The 23,938-nt window shown below is 72.0% G+C and carries 12 protein-coding genes; 8 read left to right on the top strand and 4 right to left on the bottom strand.

Translation table 11 applies throughout. The annotated features are described in order from the left end of the window. Positions 1-36 precede the first annotated feature (36 nt). The 8 genes from AB0H32_RS13430 to AB0H32_RS13465 are packed head-to-tail and all read left to right on the top strand — an operon-like array spanning position 37 to position 19,263. On the top strand, positions 37-1,419 hold the full coding sequence (locus AB0H32_RS13430) for a fatty acid--CoA ligase family protein (protein WP_361118906.1): 1,383 nt from the start codon (positions 37-39) through the stop codon (positions 1,417-1,419). After that, the gene (locus AB0H32_RS13435; RefSeq protein WP_361118908.1) at positions 1,416-2,162 is read left to right on the top strand and encodes an SDR family oxidoreductase; all 747 of its coding nucleotides are present in this window, start codon (positions 1,416-1,418) and stop codon (positions 2,160-2,162) included. Before AB0H32_RS13430 ends, AB0H32_RS13435 begins: the two co-directional genes overlap by 4 nt. Before the next feature lie 46 nt (positions 2,163-2,208). Next, the gene (locus AB0H32_RS13440; protein ID WP_361118910.1) at positions 2,209-2,484 is read left to right on the top strand and encodes a phosphopantetheine-binding protein; all 276 of its coding nucleotides are present in this window, start codon (positions 2,209-2,211) and stop codon (positions 2,482-2,484) included. Further along, positions 2,481-7,973 (top strand): type I polyketide synthase, encoded by a 5,493-nt coding sequence (locus AB0H32_RS13445; RefSeq protein ID WP_361118912.1) that lies wholly within the window; start codon positions 2,481-2,483, stop codon positions 7,971-7,973. The genes AB0H32_RS13440 and AB0H32_RS13445 overlap by 4 nt, the downstream gene beginning before the upstream one ends. Then, entirely contained in the window at positions 7,970-9,838 is a 1,869-nt protein-coding gene (locus AB0H32_RS13450) for a condensation domain-containing protein (RefSeq protein ID WP_361118914.1), read from the top strand. Before AB0H32_RS13445 ends, AB0H32_RS13450 begins: the two co-directional genes overlap by 4 nt. Beyond that, on the top strand, positions 9,831-14,045 hold the full coding sequence (locus AB0H32_RS13455) for an SDR family oxidoreductase (RefSeq protein WP_361118916.1): 4,215 nt from the start codon (positions 9,831-9,833) through the stop codon (positions 14,043-14,045). The genes AB0H32_RS13450 and AB0H32_RS13455 overlap by 8 nt, the downstream gene beginning before the upstream one ends. 50 nt (positions 14,046-14,095) lie before the next feature. After that, positions 14,096-17,497 (top strand): aminotransferase class III-fold pyridoxal phosphate-dependent enzyme, encoded by a 3,402-nt coding sequence (locus AB0H32_RS13460; protein WP_361118918.1) that lies wholly within the window; start codon positions 14,096-14,098, stop codon positions 17,495-17,497. 53 nt (positions 17,498-17,550) lie between these two features. Continuing rightward, a complete protein-coding gene (locus tag AB0H32_RS13465; protein ID WP_361118920.1) occupies positions 17,551-19,263 on the top strand; it encodes a carbamoyltransferase N-terminal domain-containing protein in 1,713 nt (570 codons plus the stop codon). A gap of 253 nt (positions 19,264-19,516) precedes the next feature. Here AB0H32_RS13465 and AB0H32_RS13470 read toward each other — a convergent pair whose 3' ends face one another. The 4 genes from AB0H32_RS13470 to gcvT form a co-directional block, all read right to left on the bottom strand. Then, a complete protein-coding gene (locus tag AB0H32_RS13470) occupies positions 19,517-20,884 on the bottom strand; it encodes an L-serine ammonia-lyase (protein WP_361118922.1) in 1,368 nt (455 codons plus the stop codon). 108 nt (positions 20,885-20,992) lie between these two features. Next, a complete protein-coding gene (gene glyA, locus AB0H32_RS13475; RefSeq protein ID WP_361118924.1) occupies positions 20,993-22,258 on the bottom strand; it encodes a serine hydroxymethyltransferase in 1,266 nt (421 codons plus the stop codon). A 14-nt stretch (positions 22,259-22,272) separates the two neighbouring features. Then, positions 22,273-22,653, bottom strand: a complete 381-nt coding sequence (gene gcvH, locus AB0H32_RS13480; RefSeq protein WP_361118926.1) for a glycine cleavage system protein GcvH — start codon at positions 22,651-22,653, stop codon at positions 22,273-22,275. Between the two features lie 115 nt (positions 22,654-22,768). Continuing rightward, a complete protein-coding gene (gcvT, locus tag AB0H32_RS13485; protein WP_361118928.1) occupies positions 22,769-23,896 on the bottom strand; it encodes a glycine cleavage system aminomethyltransferase GcvT in 1,128 nt (375 codons plus the stop codon). Between the last annotated feature and the right edge of the window lie 42 nt (positions 23,897-23,938).

Raw genomic sequence — 23,938 nt, forward strand, 5'->3', positions numbered from 1 at the left:
TCGCCACCGGGTGGCCTGGGCGAAGGAAGCGGGCGCATGACAAGCGGGGGTGGAGAAGGCACGATGGACTGGCTGCTGTCACAACTCCAGGAGCGGGCCGAAGCCGAGGCGATGGCCGGGTACGGCGGCACGGTCACGCGTGGCGAGCTCGCCGAGCGGACCACCGGCTGGCTGGCCGAGCTGGATCGGCTCGGGGTGGCCGAGGGCGAGATCGTGGCGGTCGTCGGGAACGCCTCCCCGGCGGTGGTCGCGCTCTTCATGGCGCTGGCCGTCCGGGGCGGTGTCGTGGTTCCCTTCGCCCCCGCCGATCCGCCGAAGGAACAGCGGGCGCGCAGGATTGCGACGGCGCACGCGACCCGGGTCATCGAGTTCGACGGTCCCGATGAGTGGACCGTCGAGACGATCACGGCACCGGACGGGCCGCGGCCCGGGCTCCTGACGAAGCTCGCCGACTCCGGGGAGGCAGGCCTGCTGCTGTTCTCCTCGGGTTCGACGGGGGAGAGCAAGGCGGCACTGCTCTCGCTGCCGCGGCTGCTCGGCGGATTCCGTGCGTCGTCCCGTCCCCGGCGAACGCTCCAGTTCATGGCGCTCGACCACATCGGCGGAGTCAACACGCTGTTCCGCACGCTCGTCGGCGGCGGCACGGTGGTCACCGAGCCGCGACGCACCCCGAAGCACGCGTGCGAGGCCATCGAGCGTCACCGGGTCCAGGTGCTGCCGACCACGCCGACCTTCCTCAACATGCTGCTGCTCTCCGGCGCCCATCGGGATCACGACCTGTCCTCGCTCGAGCTGGTCACCTACGGCACCGAGCCGATGCGCGAGGTCACCCTCGCGCACGCGTCCGAGGTGTTCCCTCAGGTGCAGTTCAAGCAGACCTACGGCCTCACCGAGACCGGCATCCTGCCCACGCGGTCCGTCTCGTCGGAGTCACTGCAGATGGACGTCGGAGGGCACGGGTTCAGCACGGCCGTGCGCGACGGGGTGCTCTGGATCAAGTCGCCGAGCAGCATGCTCGGGTATCTCAATGCGCCCAGCCCGTTCGACGACGACGGGTGGCTCAACACCGGGGACGCGGTCGAGGTGGCCGAGGACGGTTCGCTGCGCGTGCTCGGGCGGCTCTCGGCGCTGGTGAACGTCGGCGGCGAGAAGGTGTCCCCCGCCGAGGTCGAGAACGTGCTGCTGCGGGCGGGCAACGTCAGGGACGTCGTGGTGAGCGGACGCTCGAACGCCGTCACCGGGAACGTCGTCGTGGCCACGGTGGAGCTGGTCGAGGCGGAGGAGCGGCGGGCGCTGAGCCGACGGCTGCGTCGGTTCTGCGCCGAGAAGCTTCCGCCGCACAAGGTTCCGGCGGTCATCACTGTCTCGGACGTGCCGTTGCACGGCGAGCGGTTCAAGCGAAGGGGAGGTCTGGCATGAACGGTGCTGCAGATCAGCGTCCGGTGGCGGTAGTCAGCGGCGGCAGCCGCGGTCTCGGGCTGGCGCTCGTGACGGACTTCCTGGACCGCGGTTACCGGGTGGAGACCTTCAGCCGTTCCGAATCCGCCGAACTGGCCGCGCTGCGCGAGTCGAGCGAACCTGACGCGCTCTTCTGGTCCGCGGTCGACGGAACGGACGCCTCGGCGGTCGAGGAGTTCGTCCGCGCGGCAGCCCGCCGCCACCACCGCATCGACGTGCTGGTGAACAACGCCGCGGTCGGGCTCGAGGGCCTGCTGACGTTGACCTCCCCGGCGGCGATCGACGCCGCGCTGCGGACCAACCTGACGCTTCCGGTCCTGCTCACCCGCGCCTGTCTCAAGCCGATGCTGGCCCGCCGGGACGGTCTGGTGATCAACTTGTCGTCGATCAACGCGTTGCGCGGGCAGACCGGTGTCGCGGTGTACGGCGCTGCGAAGGCGGCGCTCGACGGGCTGACCCGAGGTCTGGCCCGGGAGGTCGGCCCGGCCGGGGTCCGCGTGGTCAGCGTCGCCCCCGGCTATTTCGACAGCGACATGACCGCAGGCATCAGCCCTGACCAACTGCGCCGCATCGTGCGTCGAACACCCCTGGGCCGGCTCGGCTCGGTGGAGGACGTGCTCGGCGTCATCCGATTCCTCTCCTCGCCTTCGGCGGGCTTCATCACCGGCCAGACCATCACCGTCGACGGCGGCTACACCTGCTGACCCCGACCACGGGGACCAGGCAAACCTGAACGGGAGTTCGATTCGCATGAACAGGCGAGAGACGGTCGAGGCCGTGCTGCTCGAGATCGTTAACGAGGTGGCCGGGCCGGTCGAGCACCTGGATGAGGATCAGTTGCTCGTCGATCAGCTCGGTCTGACGTCGCTGAGCCTCGCCCGGCTCGTCGCCGTCCTGGAGATGGAGCTGGAGATCGACCCGTTCTCCGACGAGGTGCCCTTCACCAGCGTGCGCACGGTCGGTGATCTCCTGCAGGCGTACGACCCGGTCAGCGGGCCCCGGCTCGGTGCGGGCGAGCCGTCGTGAGCCGGCAGCAGCCCGGCGGGGAGCCGATCGCCATCATCGGCATGGCCGCGCGTTTCCCCGGAGCCGCGGACGTGGACGAGTTCTGGGACGCGATCCTGGCCGGACGCGAGGCGATCCGCGACGTCGGCGACGAGGAACTGCTCCGCGGCGGTGTGGACCCGAAGTGGCTCAAGGACCCCGACTACGTCAAGGCGACCGCCTCGATCGACGACATCGACCTCTTCGACGCGGCCTTCTTCGACATCTCGGGCCGCGAGGCCGCCGTCATGGACCCGCAGCAGCGCGTCTTCCTGGAGACGTGCTGGCACGCACTCGAGAACGCGGGCCTGCGCTCGTCGGCCGGGGCCGGCTCCTCGGTCGGGGTCTTCGCCGGCAGCGGCGGAGTCCTCACCAGCTATCTCCCCGAAGTGCTGGACAACGCCGGGCCGTTGGCCGACCCCACGGCCTCGCTCGAGCAGCTCGGCTCCGACAAGGACTTTCTCGCCACCCGGGTGTCGTACAAGCTCAATCTGACCGGGCCCAGTCTGACGGTGCAGACGGCCTGCTCCACCTCGCTGGTCGCGGTGCACCTCGCCTGTCAGAGCCTGCTGCGCGGCGAGTGCGACGCGGCGCTGGCCGGCGGCGTGAACATCCGGCTTCCCGCCGCCGCCGGCTACTGGCACCGCCGGGGCGGCATCCTGTCGCCGGACGGCCGCTGCCGCCCGTTCGATGCCAGCGCGCAGGGGACGATCTTCGGCAGCGGCGTGGGCGCCGTCGTCCTCAAGCCGCTCGCCGACGCGCTGCGCGACGGCGACACCGTCTACGCCACCATCCTCGGCACCGCGATCAACAACGACGGGGGCGGCAAGGCGAGTTACGGCGCAGCCAGCCTGCCGGGCCAGCTGGACGCGATGCGTCAGGCGCTCGCCGTCTCCGGCGTCGACCCCGCCACGATCGGTTACATCGAGGCGCACGGCACCGGTGTGCCGCTCGGCGACCCCACCGAGATCGCAGCGCTGAAGAAGCTGTTCGGCCACGACGCTCCCTGCGCCATCGGCTCGGTGAAGGCACTGATCGGGCACATGGAGGCGGCGTCGGGCATCGCCGGTCTGATCAAGGCCGCGCTGGCCCTGCACCGGGGCCAGATCCCACCGAGCCCGTACTTCACGGCGCCGAGCCCCCGGCTGAAGCTCGACGAGTCGGGCCTGTTCGTCAACGCGCAGCCACTGCCCCTGCCCGGATCCCCGCGCCGGGCGGCGGTCAACTCCCTTGGTATCGGCGGCACCAATGCCTTCGCCGTACTCGAGCAGGCGCCGGAACGCACGCCGACGGACCGGCGTCCGGGACCCGAGCTCATCACGATCAGCGCGAAGAGCGCAGAGGCGCTGCAGTCCCTGGCGGGGCAGTGGGCGAGTCGGCTGCGCGAGCCCGGCGCGGCTCTGACGGACCTCGCCTGCACCAGCCACACCGGACGACGCACGCTGCGGCACCGGCTCAGTGTGCTCGCCGACTCCGAGCAGGCCGCGGCCGAGCGCATCGAGTCGTGGCTGCGTGACGGGACCGGGCAGGCGGACGCGGGCGAATCCGGGCGGGGCAAGCCGACGATCGGGTTCCTCTTCCCCGGACAGAGTTCCGAGTACGCCGGCATGGCCGTCGAGCTCCACCGCGACCACCCGGCATTCCGCGCGGCGCTGGACCGGCATGCGGAGCTGTTCCGCCGCCTCACCGGAGTCGGTCCGCTGGAGGTGTTCGCCGACCCGGCGGCACAGGCGCGGGCCGAACTGCTCCAGCCCGCGGTCTTCCTCCTCCAGGTCGCGCTGGCGGAGTTCTGGGCCTCGTGCGGGGTGCGGCCGGACGCGGTCGTCGGCCACAGCCTGGGCGAGTACGCGGCCGCCTGCGTGGCCGGGGTGTTCAGCCCCGAGGAAGGCCTCGAGCTGGTGGCCGCACGCGGTCGTGCCTTCGCGGCCGTTCCCGGCAGCGGCCGGATGGTCGCCGTGGGCTGTACCGACGTGGCCGAGCTGGAGCGCCTGGTCGAAGCACAGGGCGGCTCGGCCGCGGTCGCCGCGTACAACGCGCCGGAACGGATCACCGTCTCGGGCACGGACGCCGAGATGAGCGCGCTGGAGAGTGCGTTCCGGCAGCGGGGCTGGGACACGATCGCCCTGGAGACGACGCACGCCTTCCACTCGTCCCTGGTCGCCCCCGCCGTTCCCGCCCTGGTCGAGGCGGCGGGCCGGATCACCCACCGGCCGCCGAGCGTGCCGATGGCCCTGAACCTCACCGGCACGTGGGCGGCCGGCGACGAGATCGGCCCGGAGTACTGGGGACGCCAGCTCACCTCGCCGGTCAGGTTCGCCTCCGGCATCGGCGGGTTCCTCAAGGGGGGATGCACGCTCTTCCTCGAGGTGGGTCCCGGCCGCACGCTCACCACCTCGGGCCGCGCCCAGTCCGGCGGCGACGTCGTCTGGCTGCCGGGCCTGGCCCCCAGGAACCCGGATCTCGCCACGGTCCTCGTACACCTGGCCCGCCTGGAGCGGGCCGGGGTACCGGTCGACTGGGCGGAGTACTACGCGCCGTTGCGCGCGGGCAAGGTGCCCGCCCCCCTGTACCCCTTCGCCCGGACCCGGCACTGGATCGCGCCGGCACAGACGAAGGCGCCGACCTCGGCGCCGACCGTCGCCGACGCCGCGCCCGCCGCGGAACCGGCCGGCGATCTGCCCGGGCTGAACCGGCTCGCCCTGCCCCATTCCGCACAGCGGCGCTACGAGACCACGGTGGCCGCGCAGGCCCCGCGTGTGCTGGCGGATCACGAGATCGCAGGCCGTCTCGTCGTGCCGGGCGCCTACCACACGGCATGCCTGGTGGAGGCGGTGGCCGCCGAGTCCGCGGCGGTCGTCGAGGACCTGGTGTTCCCGCGTGCTCTGGAGGTCGGCGAGGTCGGGCGGCGAGTCCAGCTCGTGCTCACCCCGGCCGGGGAGCGCCGGTTCGTCGCTCAGTCGCTCAGTCTGGTGCGCGAGGACGCCCCGCTTTCCGACGACTCCTGGCAGGTCCACGCGGAGGGGCGGATACAACAGGTCGGAGCCGATCCCGAGCCGCCTCGGCCGTGGACGGATCCGTCCGGCTACCGGGCCGGCCGCCCGGTCTCCGCGGCGGAGCTGTACCCGCTTTTCGAGGCGTCCGGCTTCCGCTTCGGCCCGGCGTTCCAGTGGATCGAGGAGCTGCGCCTCGCCGGTGAGGACAGCACCGGCGACCTCGTCTTCGCGGCCTCCTCGGCGCGCGAGCGGACGATGGCGCTGCTCGACTCCTGCGTCCAGCTGGCGATCGCGGCACGGATCGTCCGGAAGGCTCCCGAGGACGGGGTGCTGCTGCCGTTCCGGATCGAGCGGGCCGTGTTCCACGCGCCGGGGAACGCGGCGCAATCCGGTGTGGCGCTCATTCGACACCGGGTGGCCGAGCCCTCGCGGGCCGTGGCCGACGTCTCGCTGACCGACCACGAGGGCAACCCGCTGCTCGAGCTCTTCGGCCTCGAGCTGCGGGCGGTGTCCTTCCGTTCGCCGAGCGGCGAACCGGCCCGGCCGAAGACCGAGGCCGCGATCTACGCCGAGGCATGGGAACCGAGCCCGGCGACCGACGGTGCGTCGCCCGCGGCCGGACCGTGGATCGTTCTGGCAGACCGCCAGGGGCACTGGCGCCACGCGGTCACGGCACTTCAGGCGCGTGGAAGCCGGTGCGTGATCGCCGAGGTGGGCGAGAGCTTCGTCCGCCACGACGAGAACCGCTACGCCCTGGATCCCGCCGACGCCGAGAGCCTGGCGCGGCTCTTCCGCGACACCGGGCCGGCGAGGATTCTGCACTGCCTCGGTCTTGACGGACTCGGTCCGGCCGGAGAGGAGACGCGAACCGCCTGTGGGAGCCTGCCCGCGCTCGTGCGGGCCGCCGAGCGCGCGGGCTGGACACCCGGCTCCGTGGTGCTGCTCACCCGCGGCGCGGTGGCCGTGCACGAGCCCGCCGAGGCCTGTGACCCGTACGGGTCGATGCTGTGGGGCCTGGGCAGGAGCGCGGCGCTGGAAGCGCCCCAGCTGGGCGTGCGGCTGCTCGACGTGGACCCGCGGGACCTCTCCCGCGCGCTGCGGATGCTCCCCGACGTGCTCGCCCCGGCCGACGCGCCGGCGGAGGCCGCGATCCGGGACGGCCGGGTCCACCGGCCCACGCTGCGCCGCGAGTCGACGCCGGCGGCGCTTCCGGGTCGTCTCAGCGCGGACGGGTGCTACCTGATCACCGGAGGGACCGGGGCGCTCGGCCTGCGGACGGCGGCGTGGCTGGCCCGGCACGGGGTGCGCCATGTCGTGCTCGCCTCGCGCCGCGCCCCCGAGGCGCGGACGGAGGAGCAGGTCCGCGAGCTGGAGCGGTCGGGGCTGCAGGTCACCCTGGTCGGCCTGGACGTGACGGACGAGGCCGCGGTCAACCAGCTGGTCGAGCGCGCCGGGCGGGAGTGGGGCGGCCTCAAGGGCGTTGTCCACGCGGCCGGCGTGCTCGACGACGCGGTACTGCCGCAGCTGAGCTGGGACCGCTTCCAGGCGGTGCTCGACCCGAAGGTGGCCGGCGGCTGGCAACTGCACCGCGCCACCCTGGGCATCGACCTGGAGCACTTCATCCTCTTCTCCTCCACGGCGGCTCTGCTCGGCGCGCCCGGGCAGGCTCACTACGCGGCCGCCAACGCCTTCCTCGACGGGCTCGCCGACTACCGGCGAGGCCTGGGGCTGCCCGCCCTGAGCATCAACTGGGGACCGTGGGAGGCGGGCATGGTGGCGCGGCTGAGCCGACGCCTGCAGGACCGGATCCTGGACGGCGGGTTCACCCCGCTGGAGCCCGATCCGGCCTTCGCCGCACTCGACCGGCTCCTGGCCGCGCCCCGCGGCCGGTACGGCGTCTTCTCCGTGGACTGGTCCCGCTACCTGGCCAGGTTCCCCGGCGGTCGGTCGATCGCCGCGGACGAGGAGACCGGGACGCCCGCCCAGGACGGGGCGGAGTCGGTCAGGCGCCTGCGGCGGGACTGGCTCGGAGCCACGCCCGAACGCCGCCGCGAGCTGGTGCTCGACTACCTGCGGGTCATGCTGGCCGCGCGGCTCGGCATGCCCGAGACCGCCGTCGACGAGGACCTCTCGCTGCAGGAGGCCGGGCTCGATTCGCTGGTGGCGGTCGAGGTCCGCGGCCAGATCTTCCGCGACCTGGACATCGACCTGCCGCTCACCGGCCTGCTCGAAGGCAAGGCCCTGGGTCTGCTCGTCGACGAGCTGGCCGACCGTCTGGCGCGCGAAACGCCGGCGGCCGCAGCGGCGGTCCCGTCCGCCGAGGCCCCCTCCGCGGCCGACGCGGCTCCGTTCTCGCCGCAGGAGGCGGAACGGCTCCTGGCCTCCGTCGACTCGCTGACCGAGGACCAGATCGAGGCGCTCCTGCCCTGGCTCGCCGACCATGACGCCGCCGGATCGACCGAGGAGCGATGCTCATGACCGACTACGACATGCGGAAGAAGCTGGAGGCGGCGCTCCGGTCACGTGCCGCTCAGGCGCGCACCGATCACCCCCTCTCGTACGGCCAGCGCTCGCTGCTGATGCTGCATCAGATGGACCCGGACAGCGCGTCCTACAACGTCGCCTTCACCGTCCGGTTCACCGACGGGTTCGACTCCGCCGCGTTCCGCGGCGCGGTCCGGTCGCTCGTCGGGCGGCACGCGGCCCTGCGCACCACCTTCGGCCGTGTGGGCACGGGCGGCAAGGAGGACGCCGCGGGCCGCCAGACGGTGCACGGGTGGCTCGATCCGGACTTCGCGGAGCTGGACGCCCGTCGGTGGAGCGAGCAGCAGCTCGAGGACGCGGTGCGCAGCGCCTACCGCGAGCCCTTCGACCTCATGTCCGGATCCCCCGTCCGGGTCCGGGTGTACCCGGTGGCACCGGGGGAGGCCGTCGTCCTGCTGGCCGTCCATCACATCGTGTGCGACTTCTGGTCGCTCGGCGTGATCCTGGAGGAGCTCGAGCAGCTGTACCTCGCGGAGGTCGAACGGCGTCCGTCGCAGCTGCCCGGACGCAACGTCCCCTACAGCGACTTCGTCGCGTACCAGCGGGACCTGATCGGCGGCGAGAGGGGCGGCAGGGCACGCGCCTACTGGCACGACCAGCTCTCCGGTCAGCCCGAGCCGACCGAATGGCCCCGGTTCGATCCCGACCCGGCGGACGCCGACGACGGCGGATCGGTGGTGTTCCCCTTCCCCGCCGAGCTCGCCCAGGGCGTGTTCGCGCTGGCCAAGCAGGAAGGGGTCACGCCCTACGCCGTGCTGCTGTCGGTCTTCCAGGTCCTGGTCGGCCGATACTCCGGACAGCGGGACGTGCTGGTGGGAACCCCGGTCTCGGGCCGGACCGACACGGCGCTGGCCGAGTGCGTCGGAAACTTCGTCAATCCCGTCGTGCTGCGCGCCGATCTGGGCGCCGCGGTGTCCTTCCGGGAGCAGCTCGCCCGGACGCGCCGCACCGTCGTGGAGGCGCTCGAGCACCAGGACTACCCGTTCGAGCTGCTCGTCAGCGAGCTGGCACCGCGCCGGCTGGACGGCCGCAACCCGGTCTTCCAGGCGATGTTCAGTTATCAGAAGCCCAGCCGGTACCCGGCGCAGGCGGGCCTGTACGTGGCCGACGACGGCGCCGCCCCGGTCGCCTGGGCCGGGCTGACCGCGGTGCCGTACCGGCTGGACCAGCAGGACGACCAGCTCGAGCTCGTGCTGGAGGTCGTGCACGACGGCGACCGGCTCGTCGGGGTGCTCAAGCACCGCAAGTCCGTCTTCCCCACCCCGGCGGCCCGTGGGGCGAGCCGGAACTACCTGGCGCTGCTGCGGGCCGCCGTCGCGGACCCCGGCCGCAGTGTGGCCGAACTGCCGATGGCGACCGAGGTCGACCGGCGCACCGCACCGGTGCGCCGGGCCGGCGGCGCGGCCCCGCAGACCGAGCCCGGCGGCGGCGCCGCCTTCGGCGCCCGTGAACGGCGGGTCACGGCCGTCTGGCAGCAGGTGCTCGGACGCGAGGGCATCGGACGCGACGACAACTTCTTCGATCTCGGCGGCAACTCCATGCTCCTGATGCAGGTCCACGAGCAGCTCGCCGACGAGGCCGCGGACGGGCCGCTGAAGGTGCCCGAGCTGTTCCGCTACCCGACTGTGGCCAGCCTGGCCCGGCGCCTGGCCCGGACCGTCGCCGCGGAGGGTGCGGGCACCGGCCGGGGCCGGGCGACGAGCCGGCGGGTGCAGCTGGCGGAGGGAACGGCCCGCAGCGCGCGGCTGCGCGCGCGAGAGCGCCACCGCCCGGATGCCGATGGAGGTAGGGATGTCTGACATCGACACGTTCGGCCCGGCGCCCCGGGCGAACGATGTGGCCGTGATCGGGATGTGCGGCCGGTTCCCCGGCGCTCCTGATCTGGCACGGTTCTGGAGCCGGCTGCGCGCCGGGGACGACATGCTGACCACGTACACCGACGCCGAACTCGTGGCCGCCGGGGTGCCGGAGCAGGTACTGCGCGATCCCGGTTATGTCGGGCGGGCTGCGCACCTGCCGGACGCGTTCGACTTCGACCACGAGTTCTTCGGCTTCACCCGGCGCGAAGCGCGCCTGCTCGATCCCCAGCAGCGGATCCTGCTCGAGGTCGCCTGGGAACTGCTCGAGACCATCGGCTACTCCGGTGGAGCGGGCGATCAGGCCATCGGAGTTTTCGCCGGCGCGTCGATGAACACGTACCTGACCAACGTCGTGGCCCGCTCCTGCGACCCGCTGGGCTACACCGGCACCGAGCTCATGATCGCCAACGACAAGGACTACCTGACCACCAGGATCTCCTACAAGCTCGGTCTCAAGGGGCCGAGCGTCAATGTGCAGACCGCCTGTTCGACGTCGCTGGTCGCGGTGCACATCGCGGTGCAGAGCCTGCTCGCGGGTGAGTGCGACGTCGCCCTGGCCGGTGGCGTCTCGGTGATCGCCAACCCCTACCCGGGCTACGTCTTCAGCGAGGGGATGATGTTCTCCCCGGACGGGCGGTGCCGTCCGTTCGACGCCGACGGGGCGGGCACGACCTTCGGCGACGGGGTGGGCCTGGTCGCCCTGAAACGGCTGGCCGAGGCGATCGAGGACGGCGATCAGATCCTTGCCGTGGTGAAGGGCTCGGCGATCAACAACGACGGTTCCGACAAGATCGGCTACACGGCCCCGAGCATCGATGGGCAGCGCGCGGTGATCGCCGAGGCGCAGGCGGTCGCCGAGGTGGACAGCGACACCATCACCTATGTCGAAGCCCACGGGACCGCCACGGTCCTGGGCGACCCCATCGAGTTCGACGCGCTGAACGAGGCCTTCGTCGAGGGCGGCGCCCGGCCGGGCCAGTGCGCCCTGGGCTCGGCCAAGGCGAACGTCGGGCACCTCGCCGCCGCGGCGGGGATCACCGGTCTCATCAAGACGGTGCTGGCGCTGCGGCACCGGGAGATCCCGGGCCACCCGGGCTTCACCCGGCCCAATCCCCGGATCGACCTGGTCGGCAGCCCGTTCTACATCAACACCCTGCCGATGGCCTGGCCTGCGGGAGAAACCCCCCGGCGGGCCGGTGTCAGCTCGTTCGGCGTCGGCGGCACCAACGCCCATGTCGTCCTCGAGGAGGCACCCCCGCTGCCCGACCGGCCGGCCGCCGCCGGCGGTCCGCAGCTGCTCGCGGTGAGCGCCAGGAGCGACACGGCGCTGCGGGAGCTGGCCGGACGGTTGGCCGACGCGCTGGAGCAGGCGGACGCCCCCGACCTCGCCGACGTGGCCTACACGCTGCGGGAGGGCCGGCGCGGCTTCCCCCACCGCTACGCCGTCGCCGCGGACGGGCACGTCGCCGCCGCGGCCGGATTGCGCGCGCTGGCCGAAGGGAAGGCCGCGGGCCGAACGGCGGCGGAGACCACCCCGGCCGTCTCCCTCCTGTTCGGCGACGTCACGGCCGAGGAGTTCCAGGCGTTGGCCGCGCAGCTGCCCGCAGTCGCCGACGCGGCGGAGCGGTTCACCGGGGCTGCCGACATCGACCCCGGCGAGCCGCCCACGGCGCAGGTGACGGCTGGTCAGGTGCTCGCGACGCTGTGGACGGAGTCCGGCGTCCGGCCGGAGGCGGCCGGGGGAGAAGGGGCCGGCGAGGTCCTCGCGGCCTGCTTCGCCGGTGTCCTCGACCCCGACGACGCACTGGCGCTGCTGTCCTGGCGGGCCGGGCTGCTCGACGGCCCGCCCGAGGTGCGGCCGAGGGCGCCGAGGATCCCCGTCCTGTCGGCCTTCGTCGGCGGCGAACTGCCGCAGGCACGGGCGCTCGACCCGCTGCACTGGACCCGGGACGTGTGGGAGGGCGGCCGACTCGCCGAGGCGTTCGCGGGCCGGTCCGGCGACGGTGCGGTCGTGCTGGCCATCGGGACCCCGCCCGGCGTGCTGCCCGCGGATCTCGGCCTCGACGCCGAACAGGGGCTGCCGCCCGTGACCCGGCTGCTGACCGCCGCGGCACGCCTGTGGACCGGGGGCGTGCCGGTCAACTGGTCGGCCTGGTCCGGCGGGCGCCCCCGCCGCGTCCCGCTGCCGGTGCAGCCGCTGAACCGCACCTTCCTCCGCCTTGAGCCGCCCACCGCCTCCGCCCCGGAACCGGCCAGGACCTCCGCCGCGGAACCGGCCAGGACCTCCGCCGCGGAACCGGCCAGGACCTCCGCCGCGGAACCGGCCAGGATCTCCGCCGCAGAACCGGCCCGCGCTCTTGCCAAGGAACCGGCCCGCGCTCTGGCCGAGGAACCGGCCCGCGCCCAGAACCCGGCCGAGTCGCTCTACACGCAGTCGTGGCAGCGCCTCGGTCCGGCGGCCGGCGCGCACGCGGCCCAAACGCTGCCCGCCGGCCCGTGGCTGGTGTTCGCGGATTCCGGTGGAGTCGGCGACTTGCTGGCAGGCGCCCTGCGCGCACGCGGAGCCGCCGTGGTCCTGGTGCGTCCCGGCGATGCTTTCAGCCGCGTCGACGCCGGCTTCGCCGTCGATCCCGCGGACCCCGGCGACTACGAGCGGCTGTTCGCCGCGCTCGCCGCCGACGGGCTGACCCCCGAGCGGGTTGTGCACCTGTGGTCGCTCGACATCGCTCCGGGGAGCGACGCGACCGACGACCTGGACCGTGCCTGCGACCTCGGGCTGTTCTCCGTACTCGACATCGCCCGGCAGTTCGGCCGCGGCGGTGCAGGCGGACACGTCGCGGTCGTGGCCCGCGACGTGCACGACATCACGGGCGCCGAGGCCGTCGCGCCGGCCGCCGCGATGACCGATGCCGCGCTGACCGTCATGGCTCGGGAATTCGCCGGGCTGCGCTGCCGGGGCATCGACATCGGCACGGCCGCCGTCGCGCCGGAAGCCCTCCTCGCGGAGGTCGCCGCCCCGACCGCGACCCCCGTCGCGTTCCGGCACGGGCAGCGCTGGACACGGCACTTCGTCCCCGTGGCGGCCGACCCCGGCCACCTCGAGCCGACGAGCCGGCTGCGGCGCGGCGGTGTGTACCTCGTCACCGGCGGTCTCGGGCGGACGGGCCTGGCCGTCGCCGGCCACCTGGCCCGCGTCGCCGGGGCCAGGCTGGTGCTCACCGGCCGGACCCCCCTCCCGCCCGCGGACGCGTTCGACCGGTGGATCGCCGAGCACGGAGCCGCCGATCCGGTCAGCCGGAAGATCGAGGTCGTCCGCGCCGTCGAACGGCTCGGCGGAACCGTCATGGCGGCAGCCGCCGACGTCACCGACGCGCAGGCGATGCGGGAGCTGGTCGCCGGCGCGCAGCACCGGTTCGGCCGGATCGACGGCTGGTTCCACTGTGCCGGCGTGCCGCTCGACCGGGCGAACCGCCGGATCGACCGTACCGACCGGGCCGCCTGGCGGGAGATCCTCGCCCCGAGGGTCCGCGGAGCGCTGGTGCTGGACGAGGTCTTCGCCGAAGCACCGGCCGACTTCGGCATCATGATGTCCTCCCTGGCCTCGCTGCTGGGCGGTACCGGGGACGCGGGCGACGCGGCCGCCGGCCGCTTCCTCGACGCCCGGTCCTCGGGCACGGGCGGACTGGTCGCCGTCAACTGCGAGGCGCTCTCGGCGGAGCAGGGCGTCGACGTCCTCGACCTCGTACTGCGTCACGACGCGCCGTCCCGGCTCGCGGTCTCCGGCACCGAGCTGGAGCGCCGCATCCAGCAGCAGTGGGCCGGCCCGGAGCCGGTGCGGCCCGCCGTGGTCGCTCCCCGGCGGCTGGGCGGCGAGGAGCTGAAGAGGGCGCTGGCAAAGATCTGGTCCGAGGCACTGAGGACCGAGGTCGACCGTTACGACGTGAGCATCCTCGACCTGGGCGGCGACGAGATGCTCGCGGTCAGGCTCGCCCGGCGCATCGCGCAGGAACTCGGCGTGCCGCTGACGGCGATCCAACTCCTCACGCATCCGACGATCGATCAGCTGGCGGCCCGGTTGGACCCGGACCGGGCGGAGTCCTCGGCGACCGCGCCTCGGGCGCCACGCCGCCGGGCGGGAACCACCTGATGTCCGAAGCCCCCAACGCTGATCGCCGAACCAACCACCAGGAGAGCACCGTGGAGCCACTGCTCCAAGAGGTCGTCACCATTGTCGGCGGCTACTTCGACATCCAGCCGGACCAGTTGGACCCCAACGTCTCGTTCACGGACCTCGGCGCGGACTCGATGGCGCTGCTCGGACTGCTGCGGGTCCTTGACGACCGCTACAGCTGCAAGGTGTCGCTCCGGCAGCTCTTCGGCGACGTGCAGACCCCGGCCGACCTGGCCGACTATTTCGCCGCGCACGCGCCGGCGGACAAGCTGCCGGGAGCCGGGACGGTCAGGCCCGCCGCGGCCGCCCCTGCCGTCACCACCGTCGGCACGACGTCCACCCCGGTGGCCGAGCCGGTCGTGCCGATGCCGACCCCGGCGGCCGACCCCCCGGCGCCGGCGCCGATCGGCGGCATACCGGCAGTCGTGACGCCGGCGGTCGTGACGCCGGCGGTCGTGACGCCGGCGGTCGGATCCCCGGCGGTCGGATCCCCGACGACGGGTGTCTCGACGGCCGGTGTCTCGACCACCGGTGTCTCGACGGCGGTGCAGAACCTGATCAAGGAGCAGCTCCTGGTCATGCAGCGCCAGCTCGATCTGCTGGCGGGCGCCGAGCCGACCCTTGCGGTCCGCCCGGCCACCGGGCCCCCGGCGGGCGCGTCGGCGACCGTACCGGTGCCCGCCGTGCGGCCGGCTGAGGCCAAGTCGGTGATCCCACTCGCCCCCGGCAGCCGTGGCGCCAAGTCCGACCCCGTGGAGACGGCGCAGCGCGCCCGCTACATGAAGGCTCTGGCCGATCGGCTCGGCGCCCGCACGAGGGGCTCGAAGGAGTTCGCCCAGCGGTTCCGCACGATGGTGGCCGACAGCCGGTCCAGCATCGGCTTCCGGCCGTCGACCAAGGAGCTGCTGTACCCGATCGCCGCCGAGCGCGGTCAGGGCGCGCGGCTGTGGGACATCGACGGCAACGAGTACGTCGACCTCACCCTGGGGTACGGAGTCCACCTGCTCGGACACAACCCGCCCGCCGTCATGTCGGCCGTGCGCGAGCGCATGGACATCGGCTTCAGCCTCGGGCCGCGCACCCAGCTGGTCGAGGACGTCGCGGCCGGCCTGCTCGAACTCACCGGCATGGAGCGGGCCGCCTTCCTCAACACCGGCACCGAAGCCGTCATGACGGCGGTTCGCCTGGCCCGGGCGGCGACCGGCCGCGACAAGATCGTGGTCTTCTCCACGGCGTACCACGGCCACTTCGACAATGTGCTCGGCGTGCCGTCCAACGAGAACGGCGTGTTCCACACCAAGCCGCTCGCACCGGGTGTCTCGCCGCGAGCGGTGGAGAACGTGTACGTGCTCGAGTTCGGCACGGAAGAGGCGCTCGACTTCATCGACAAGCACGGCTCGGAACTCGCGGCGGTCATGACCGAGCCGGTGACGCTGCGCACCCCCGGCGTGCAGAAGCCCGAATTCCTGCGCAGGCTGCGGGAGATCACCTGGTCGCACGGCACGAAGCTGATCTTCGACGAGATGGTGACGGGCTTCCGCTGTCACCAGGCCGGCGTCCAGGGCCTGTACGGCATCGAGGCCGACCTGGCCACCTACGGCAAGATCATCGGTGGCGGCATGCCGCTCGGCGTGATCGCCGGACGCGGCGGGGTCATGGACTCCATCGACGGCGGCGTCTGGAACTTCGGCGACGACTCCCGCCCGACGGTGGAATCCACCTTCTTCGCCGGCACGTTCAACCAGCACCCGCTGTCCATGGTGGCGGCCAAGGCGGTCCTCGACCACCTCCGCGCGGAGGGTCCCGGTCTGCAGCGGGACCTGGACCGCAGGACCGAGACGTTCGTGGACCAGCTGAACGCCGACTTCCGCGAGCTCGACATGCCGATCGAGGTCCGCCGGTTCTCCTCGATCTTCAAGTTCGAGCACGAGAGGAACATGGATCCGTTCTACTTCAACCTGCTCGACCGGGGCGTGTTCGTCTGGGAGCTGCGCAACTTCTTCCTGTCCACCGCGCACGAGCAGGCCGATCTCGACCACATTCGCAACGCGGTTCGCGAGTCCGTCGCCGAGTTGCGGGACAACGGCATGCTCGGTGACAGCCGGACGAGCCCGGCCGGGACCCGGCCGCTTCCGGCGGCGCCGCGCAGCACCCTCGCGCAGCGGCAGCTGCGGGCCCTCGACGAGGGAGACGTGCGCGCCTACGAGATGTCCCTAGGGTTCTGGCTCGACGGAACGCTCGACCACGAGGCGCTGCGCGCCGCCGTGCAGGGCGTGGTCGCCCGCCACGAGGCCCTGCGGACCACGTTCGCTGCGGACGGCGACACGCTCGTCGTCCACTCCTCGGCACCGACGGCGCCGGGCGGGCTGCTGACCGAGCACACCTGCGCGAACGAGGACGAGCTCGAGCACTTCCTGCGGAGCTGGGCCGAGCGGCCGCTCGACCCGGTCGACGGGCCGGTGTTCCGCGCCGCGGTGGTGCAGGCCGACCCGCAACGGCACCTGCTGCTGATCTCGATGCACCATGCGGTCGTGGACGGCTGGTCCTACAGCGTCATCCTCGACGACCTCGTCGCGCTGTACAACGCGCGCTGCCGGGGCACCAGCCCCCAGCTGTCGCCGGCCGCCCAGTTCAGGGACTACGTCGCCTGGCACGAGCGGGTCACCGCCGGGCCCGCGGCCGCCGAGCACCGCGACTACTGGCACACCCTGCTGAAGGAGGCGCCCACACCGGCACTCCCGACGTCGGGGGAGCACGTGAGCTTCCCCTACCGTGCGGTGCGGCACAGCATCCTCCTCGACCCCGAGTTCTGCGGTCGCATCCGCGACGCCGCCCGTGACGAGGGCGTCACGGTGTTCGCCTATCTGGTCGCGGCCTGGGCCGCCCTGCAGCACCGTCTGACCGGTCAGGACGACGTCGTCGTACCGGTGGCGTCCGCCCGGCGGCCGCCGGAACTGGACCAGGTGGTCGGCTACTGCTCGAACCTGCTGCCGCTGCGCCTGCGGCGCCCGGCGGACATCCTGGTCGCGGACTACGTGGCCGAGGTCCTGGCGCAGCTGGTGGACGGCCTCGAGGCCCAGGACCACCCGTTCGCGGACCTGATCACGGAGTTCGCCCCGTCCGGAGCCGGACTGCGCAGCGAGCTGTTCACGACGTCGATGTCGTTCTACCGCCAGGTGGCGGTGCCTGCCATGGACGGGCTCGCGGTGTCGGAGGCCGACCCGCTGCCGATCACGCACACCGGCAACCCCCTGGCGCTGAACATCGTCGATCGCGCGGACGGATTCCGCTGCGACTTCGAGATCGCGGCGGACCTCGTTCACCCCGATCTCGTCGAGTGCATCCCGCAGTTCTACCGAAACCTGCTCGACGCCATGGTCGCCGACGGCCGGCGGCCGCTGGCCGAACTCGACCACGAAGAACTTTGAGTCACCCGACGCACAGCCATGTGAGTCCTCATACACACGGGAGAAGCACAACCATGATCACGGCAGGCCTGAAGCTCACCCAGAGCGGCGGCATCGCGCTGCTCGACGAGGACCGCCTCGTGTTCAACATCGAGATGCAGAAGATCGCCAACGGTGCCCGGTACAGCAACGTGGACGAACTCGACGACCTGGTCACGATCATGTCCGGGTTCGGCTTCGGGCTCGGCGACGTCGGCAAGTGGGCGGTGGACGGCTGGGACGGCGCCACGAACGGTCACGTGTCGGTACTCAGCGGCGGTACCCGGACCGAACTCCTCGTCGCCCCCTACCGGGAGACGGACCGGGTGCCCGACCCGGGACTGCCCGGCCACCACGGTCGGATAGCCATCGGCGGCCAGGCCCATGACTACGAGAGCTACGTCCACGTGGCCGGCCACCTCGCGTCGGCCTACTGTACGAGCCCGTTCGCCCGTCGCGGCGAGCCGTCGATGGTCCTGGTCTGGGACGGCGGCTGCTTCCCCCGGCTGTACTGCGTCGACGCCGACGGGCGCATCGAGCCGGGTGGCGAGGCGTTCCCGCTCATCGGCCACACGTACTCGATGACCTCGCAGTACTGGGGGCCGTTCAAGCGTCAGAACAAGTCGACCAATGTCGACGACCTCTCCGTCGCCGGAAAGATGATGGCGTACATCGCCCTCGGCACGCCGCGGGAGGAGATCAAGGCGGTCTTCCGGGAGGAGTTCTTCGAGTACTTCGACGCCGACTCACCCCGGGTGCGGACCTACCGCCAGAACATCATCGGGTGCGGCAGCACCGGCGAGAAGTCGCACGCCTACGTGCACGAGTTCCTCACGGCGGTGCAGCGGCGCACCACCGTCCTCGGTGTCTGCGACGAGGACGTGCTGGCCAGCGTCCACGCCTTCCTCGAGGAGCTGTTGATCGACCGCGTGACCAGGAAGATCCAGGCGTGGAAGGGCGGCGGCGCGTGGAACCTCTGCTTCGCGGGCGGCTGTGCGCTGAACATCAAGTGGAACAGTGCACTGCGTTCCCACCCGACGATCAAGGCCATGTGGGTGCCGCCGTTCCCCGACGACTCCGGTGTCGCCATCGGCACGGCCTGCCTCGCCGCGGCCGGCGGTGACGGCCTCCGGCCGATCGAATGGGGCACCCGGCTCGGGCCGGCCCTCGAGCCGACGCAGGAGGTGCCGCAGGGCTGGAGCACGTCGTCGTGCAGCCCGGAAGAGCTGGCCCGGCTCCTGCACACCACGGGCGAGCCCGTGGTCGTGCTCAACGGCCGCGCGGAACTGGGGCCCCGGGCTCTCGGCGGGCGCAGCATCATCGCCCCCGCCACCGACGCGAAGATGAAGAAGCTCCTGAACGACGTGAAGCGCCGGGAGCACTACCGGCCCGTCGCGCCCATCTGCCTCGAAGAGCACGCTCCCACCGTCTTCGAGCCGGGCACGCCGGATCCCCACATGCTCTTCGAGCACTGGGTCCGCCCCGAATGGATCGACCGGGTTCCGGCGGTCATGCACCTGGACGGCACCGCACGGCTGCAGACCGTCAACGAGTCCGACGACCCGAACCTGCACGCCATTCTGCGCGAGTACTACAAGTGCAGCGGAATTCCGGTCCTCTGCAATACGAGTGCGAACTACAACGGCCGCAGCTTCTTCCCCGACGTCGCGTCGGCGATCGAGTGGGGCCAGCTCGACCTGGTGTGGAGCGAGGGTGTCCTCTATCGCAGGGAGGGTTCCGCCCGCTAGTACTCCAGCCGGACCCGGCGGGGTGGGGCGGTCCTCGTCGGACTGTCCGACCCCGGCCACCAAGAGCAGCTCGTGTGCCTGTCCCGCGGGCGGGACAGGCACACGCTCCTGCTTCTCCGGGGCGTCCGCCCGCCGGTACACCCCACGGGACGGTCGTCCGTCTCCGAACGGTGACCGAGGGCGCCGCGAACCGCCGAGCAGAAGGACCTGACAGCGCCGAAAGGAACGAACGCGCTGGTCAGGGCCTATTTCCCTAGCACTCGATGATGTTCACCGCGAGCCCGCCGCGGGCCGTCTCCTTGTACTTGACGCTCATGTCCGCGCCGGTGTCCTTCATGGTCTTGATGACCTTGTCCAGCGACACCTTGTGCGAGCCGTCGCCGCGCATCGCCATCTTCGCGGCCGTGACCGCCTTCACCGCGGCCATGCCGTTGCGCTCGATGCAGGGGATCTGGACCAGGCCGCCGACCGGGTCGCAGGTCAGGCCGAGGTTGTGTTCCATGCCGATCTCGGCCGCGTTCTCGACCTGCTCGGGGGAGCCGCCGAGGACCTCGGCGAGGGCGCCCGCGGCCATCGAGCAGGCGGAGCCGACCTCGCCCTGGCAGCCGACCTCGGCGCCGGAGATCGAGGCGTTCTCCTTGAAGAGCATGCCGATGGCGCCGGCGGCCAGCAGGAACCTGACGATGCCGTCCTCGTCGGCGCCGGGCACGAAGTTGATGTAGTAGTGCAGGACCGCCGGGATGATGCCGGCCGCGCCGTTCGTCGGGGCGGTCACGACCCGGCCGCCCGCCGCGTTCTCCTCGTTCACCGCCATCGCGTAGAGCGTGATCCACTCCATCGCGTGCGCCAGAGGGTCGCCCTCGGCGCGCAGCTGGCGGGCCGAGACGGCCGCGCGGCGGCGGACCTTCAGACCGCCGGGCAGGATGCCCTCGCGGGACATGCCCCGCGCGACACAGGCCTGCATCACCCGCCAGATCTCCAGCAGGCCCGCACGGATCTCCGCCTCCGTGCGCCAGGCCCGCTCGTTCTCCAGCATGAGGGAGGAGATCGACAGGCCGGTCTCTGCGGTGAGACGCAGCAGCTCGTCACCGGTGCGGAAGGGGTACTTCAGGACCGTGTCGTCCAGCACGATGCGGTCCGCGCCGACCGCCTCCTCGTCCACGACGAAGCCGCCGCCGACCGAGTAGTACGTCTTGGAGAGCAGCTCCGTGCCCGCGGTGTCGTAGGCCCATATGGTCATGCCGTTGGCGTGGTACGGCAGGGCCTTGCGGCGGTGCAGGATCAGGTCGTCGTGGAAGGAGAAGGGGATCTCGTGCTCGCCGAGCAGGGAGAGCCGGCCCGTGCTCTTGATGCTCTCCACCCGCTCGTCGGCCGTCTCCACGTCCACGGTGCGCGGCGAGGCGCCCTCCAGGCCGAGCAGCACCGCCTTCGGGGTGCCGTGGCCGTGGCCGGTCGCGCCGAGCGAGCCGTACAGCTCGCAGCGGACGGCGGCGGCCTTCTCCAGGAGGCCTTCGTTGCGCAGCCGGCGGGCGAACATGCGCGCCGCGCGCATCGGACCGACCGTGTGGGAGCTGGACGGGCCTATGCCGATCGAGAACAGGTCGAAGACCGAGATGGCCACGGGAACTCCTCAATGCGGGGTGGTGCGGGGTCGTGCAGGGATGGTGCGGGGTGCGGGGGCACCGCGCGCTGTTCTTTCCAGTGTGCGCGGTGCCCCGCAAAAGGTGTCTTACTTGTTCAGAACCGGGTACAGCGGGTGCTTGTCGGCCAGGGCCTTCACCCGGGCCTTGAGGGCCTCGACGTCGTAGGACGGCTTCAGCGCCTCGGCGATCACGTCCGCGACCTCGGCGAAGTCCTCGGCCGTGAAGCCGCGGGTGGCGAGGGCGGGCGTACCGATCCGCAGGCCCGAGGTGACCATCGGGGGACGCGGGTCGTTCGGCACGGCGTTGCGGTTGACGGTGATCCCGACCTCGTGGAGACGGTCCTCGGCCTGCTGCCCGTCCAGCTCGGACTCGCGCAGGTCGACCAGGATCAGGTGCACGTCCGTACCGCCGGACAGCACGTTCACGCCGGCCTCGCGGGCGTCGGCGGCGGTCAGCCGATCGGCGAGGATCCGCGCGCCCTCCACCGTACGGCGCTGGCGCTCCTTGAAGTCCTCGCTCGCCGCGACCTTGAAGGAGACCGCCTTGGCCGCGATCACGTGCTCCAGGGGGCCGCCCTGGAAGCCCGGGAAGACGGACGAGTTCAGCTTCTTCGCGAAGTCCTTCTTCGCGAGGATGATGCCGCCGCGCGGGCCGCCGAGCGTCTTGTGGGTCGTGGAGGTCACCACGTCCGCGTACTCCACCGGGTTCGGGTGGAGACCGGCGGCGACCAGGCCCGCGAAGTGCGCCATGTCGACCCACAGGTACGCCTCGACCTCGTCGGCGATCCGGCGGAACTCGGCGAAGTCCAGCTGACGCGGGTAAGCCGACCAGCCCGCGATGATCACCTTCGGACGGTGCTCCTTGGCGAGCCGCTCGACCTCGGCCATGTCGACCAGACCGGTCTCGACGTCCACGTGGTAGGCGACCACGTTGAACTGCTTGCCGGAGAAGTTCAGCCGCATCCCGTGGGTCAGGTGGCCGCCGTGCGCCAGGTCCAGGCCGAGGATGGTGTCCCCGGGCTGGGCCAGCGCGAACAGGGCCGCCTGGTTCGCGGAGGCTCCGGAGTGGGGCTGCACGTTGGCGTACTCGGCGCCGAACAGCTCCTTGATCCGGTCGATGGCGATCTGCTCGGCGACGTCGACGTGCTCGCAGCCACCGTAGTAGCGGCGGCCCGGGTAGCCCTCGGCGTACTTGTTGGTCAGGACCGAGCCCTGGGCCTCCATCACCGCGACCGGCGCGAAGTTCTCGGAGGCGATCATCTCCAGCGTCGACTGCTGGCGGTGCAGCTCGGCGTCGACCGCGGCGGCGATCTCCGGGTCCAGCTCGTGCAGGGACGTGTTCAGGACAGTCATACGGCTACGACTCCTCAGCCGGCGTTCTGGGCGGTGTACTCGTCGGCGGAGAGCAGGTCGGCCGGCTCCTCCGTGACGCGAACCTTGAACAGCCAGCCGCCCTCGAAGGGGGCGGAGTTCACCAGCGACGGGTCGTCGACCACGTCCTGGTTGGCTTCGACGATCTCACCGGTGACCGGGGAGTACAGGTCGGAGACCGACTTGGTCGACTCCAGCTCGCCGCAGGTCTCGCCCGCGGTCACCGTGTCGCCGACCTCGGGGAGCTGGGCGTAGACCACATCGCCGAGCGCGTTGGCCGCGAACTCGGTGATGCCGACCGTCGCGACGCCGTTCTCGTCGGCGGCCGACAGCCACTCGTGCTCCTTGCTGTAGCGCAGCTGCTGGGGGTTGCTCATGGCCTGAATTCTCCTGTACGCGCGGGAGTGCTGATGAATGGGGGACTACTGGTTCTGCTGGTGAGCAGATGAATGTGCGCAGGGTCACGCTTCGGGTACGGACCGCGCCCAGTGTCTACTTCTGGCGCTTGTAGAAGGGCAGAGCCACGACCTCGTACGGCTCGTGGCTCCCCCTGATGTCCACGCCGACGCCCTCGGCGCCCGGCGCCGCGTGCGCCGCGTCGACGTACGCGATGGCGATCGGCTTGCCCAGGGTGGGGGAGGGGGCACCGGAGGTGACCTCGCCGATCACCGCGCCGCCGGCGACGACCGGGTAGCCGGCGCGCGGCACCCGGCGGCCCTCGGCGATCAGCCCGACGAGTACCCGCGGCGGGTTCTGCTCAGCCCTGGAGGCGGCCTCGGTCAGCGCCTCGCGGCCCACGAAGTCGCCCTCCTTCTCGAACTTCACCACCCGGCCGAGCCCGGCGTCGAAGGGGGTGAGCGAGGTGGTCAGCTCATGCCCGTACAGCGGCATGCCCGCCTCCAGGCGCAGGGTGTCCCGGCAGGACAGGCCGCACGCCACCAGGCCCACGCCCTCGCCGGCCTTGGTCAGCGCCTGCCACAGTTCCACGGCGTGCTCGGGCTTCACGAACAGCTCGAAGCCGTCCTCGCCGGTGTAGCCGGTGCGCGCGATCAGCGCGGGGACGCCGGCGACCGTGCCGGGCAGGCCCGCGTAGTACTTCAGGCCGTCCAGGTCGGCGTCGGTGAGGGACTTCAGGATCCCGGGGGACTCGGGACCCTGGACCGCGATCAGCGCGTACGCGTCACGGTCGTCGCGGACCTCGGCGTCGAAGCCGGCGGCGCGCTCGGTCAGCGCGTCCAGCACCACCTGGGCGTTGGAGGCGTTGGCCACGACCATGTACTCGGCCTCGGCCAGCCGGTAGACGATCAGGTCGTCCAGGATGCCGCCGTCGGCCTGGCAGATCATGGTGTAGCGGGCGCGGCCGACGCCGACGGAGGCGATGTTGCCGACCAGGGCGTAGTTCAGCAGGGCGGCTGCCTGCGGTCCGGTCACGGTGATCTCGCCCATGTGGGAGAGGTCGAAGAGTCCGGCCCTGGTCCGCACCGCGACGTGCTCGTCGCGCTCGGAGCCGTAGCGCAGGGGCATGTCCCAGCCCGCGAAGTCGGTCATCGTCGCACCGAGCGAGCGATGCAGCGCGTCCAGCGCGGTGTGGCGCAGCTCGGTGGGTTCGGTACTGCTCATCGGTCGGTCGTCTCCCAAGGGCAGGTATGACAGGCGAGGAAC

The sequence above is a fragment of the Streptomyces sp. NPDC020362 genome (assembly GCF_040642095.1).
In the GTDB taxonomy this organism is placed as follows: Bacteria; Actinomycetota; Actinomycetes; order Streptomycetales; family Streptomycetaceae; genus Streptomyces.

Bases quoted from the DNA above. Each gene is read 5' to 3' on its own strand.
- gcvT (WP_361118928.1), bottom strand. From the start codon at position 23,896: ATGAGCAGTACCGAACCCACCGAGCTGCGCCACACCGCGCTGGACGCG.
- AB0H32_RS13455 (WP_361118916.1), top strand. From the start codon at position 9,831: ATGTCTGACATCGACACGTTCGGCCCGGCGCCCCGGGCGAACGATGTG.
- gcvH (WP_361118926.1), bottom strand. From the start codon at position 22,653: ATGAGCAACCCCCAGCAGCTGCGCTACAGCAAGGAGCACGAGTGGCTG.
- glyA (WP_361118924.1), bottom strand. From the start codon at position 22,258: ATGACTGTCCTGAACACGTCCCTGCACGAGCTGGACCCGGAGATCGCC.
- AB0H32_RS13440 (WP_361118910.1), top strand. From the start codon at position 2,209: ATGAACAGGCGAGAGACGGTCGAGGCCGTGCTGCTCGAGATCGTTAAC.
- AB0H32_RS13465 (WP_361118920.1), top strand. From the start codon at position 17,551: ATGATCACGGCAGGCCTGAAGCTCACCCAGAGCGGCGGCATCGCGCTG.
- AB0H32_RS13430 (WP_361118906.1), top strand. From the start codon at position 37: ATGACAAGCGGGGGTGGAGAAGGCACGATGGACTGGCTGCTGTCACAA.
- AB0H32_RS13450 (WP_361118914.1), top strand. From the start codon at position 7,970: ATGACCGACTACGACATGCGGAAGAAGCTGGAGGCGGCGCTCCGGTCA.
- AB0H32_RS13435 (WP_361118908.1), top strand. From the start codon at position 1,416: ATGAACGGTGCTGCAGATCAGCGTCCGGTGGCGGTAGTCAGCGGCGGC.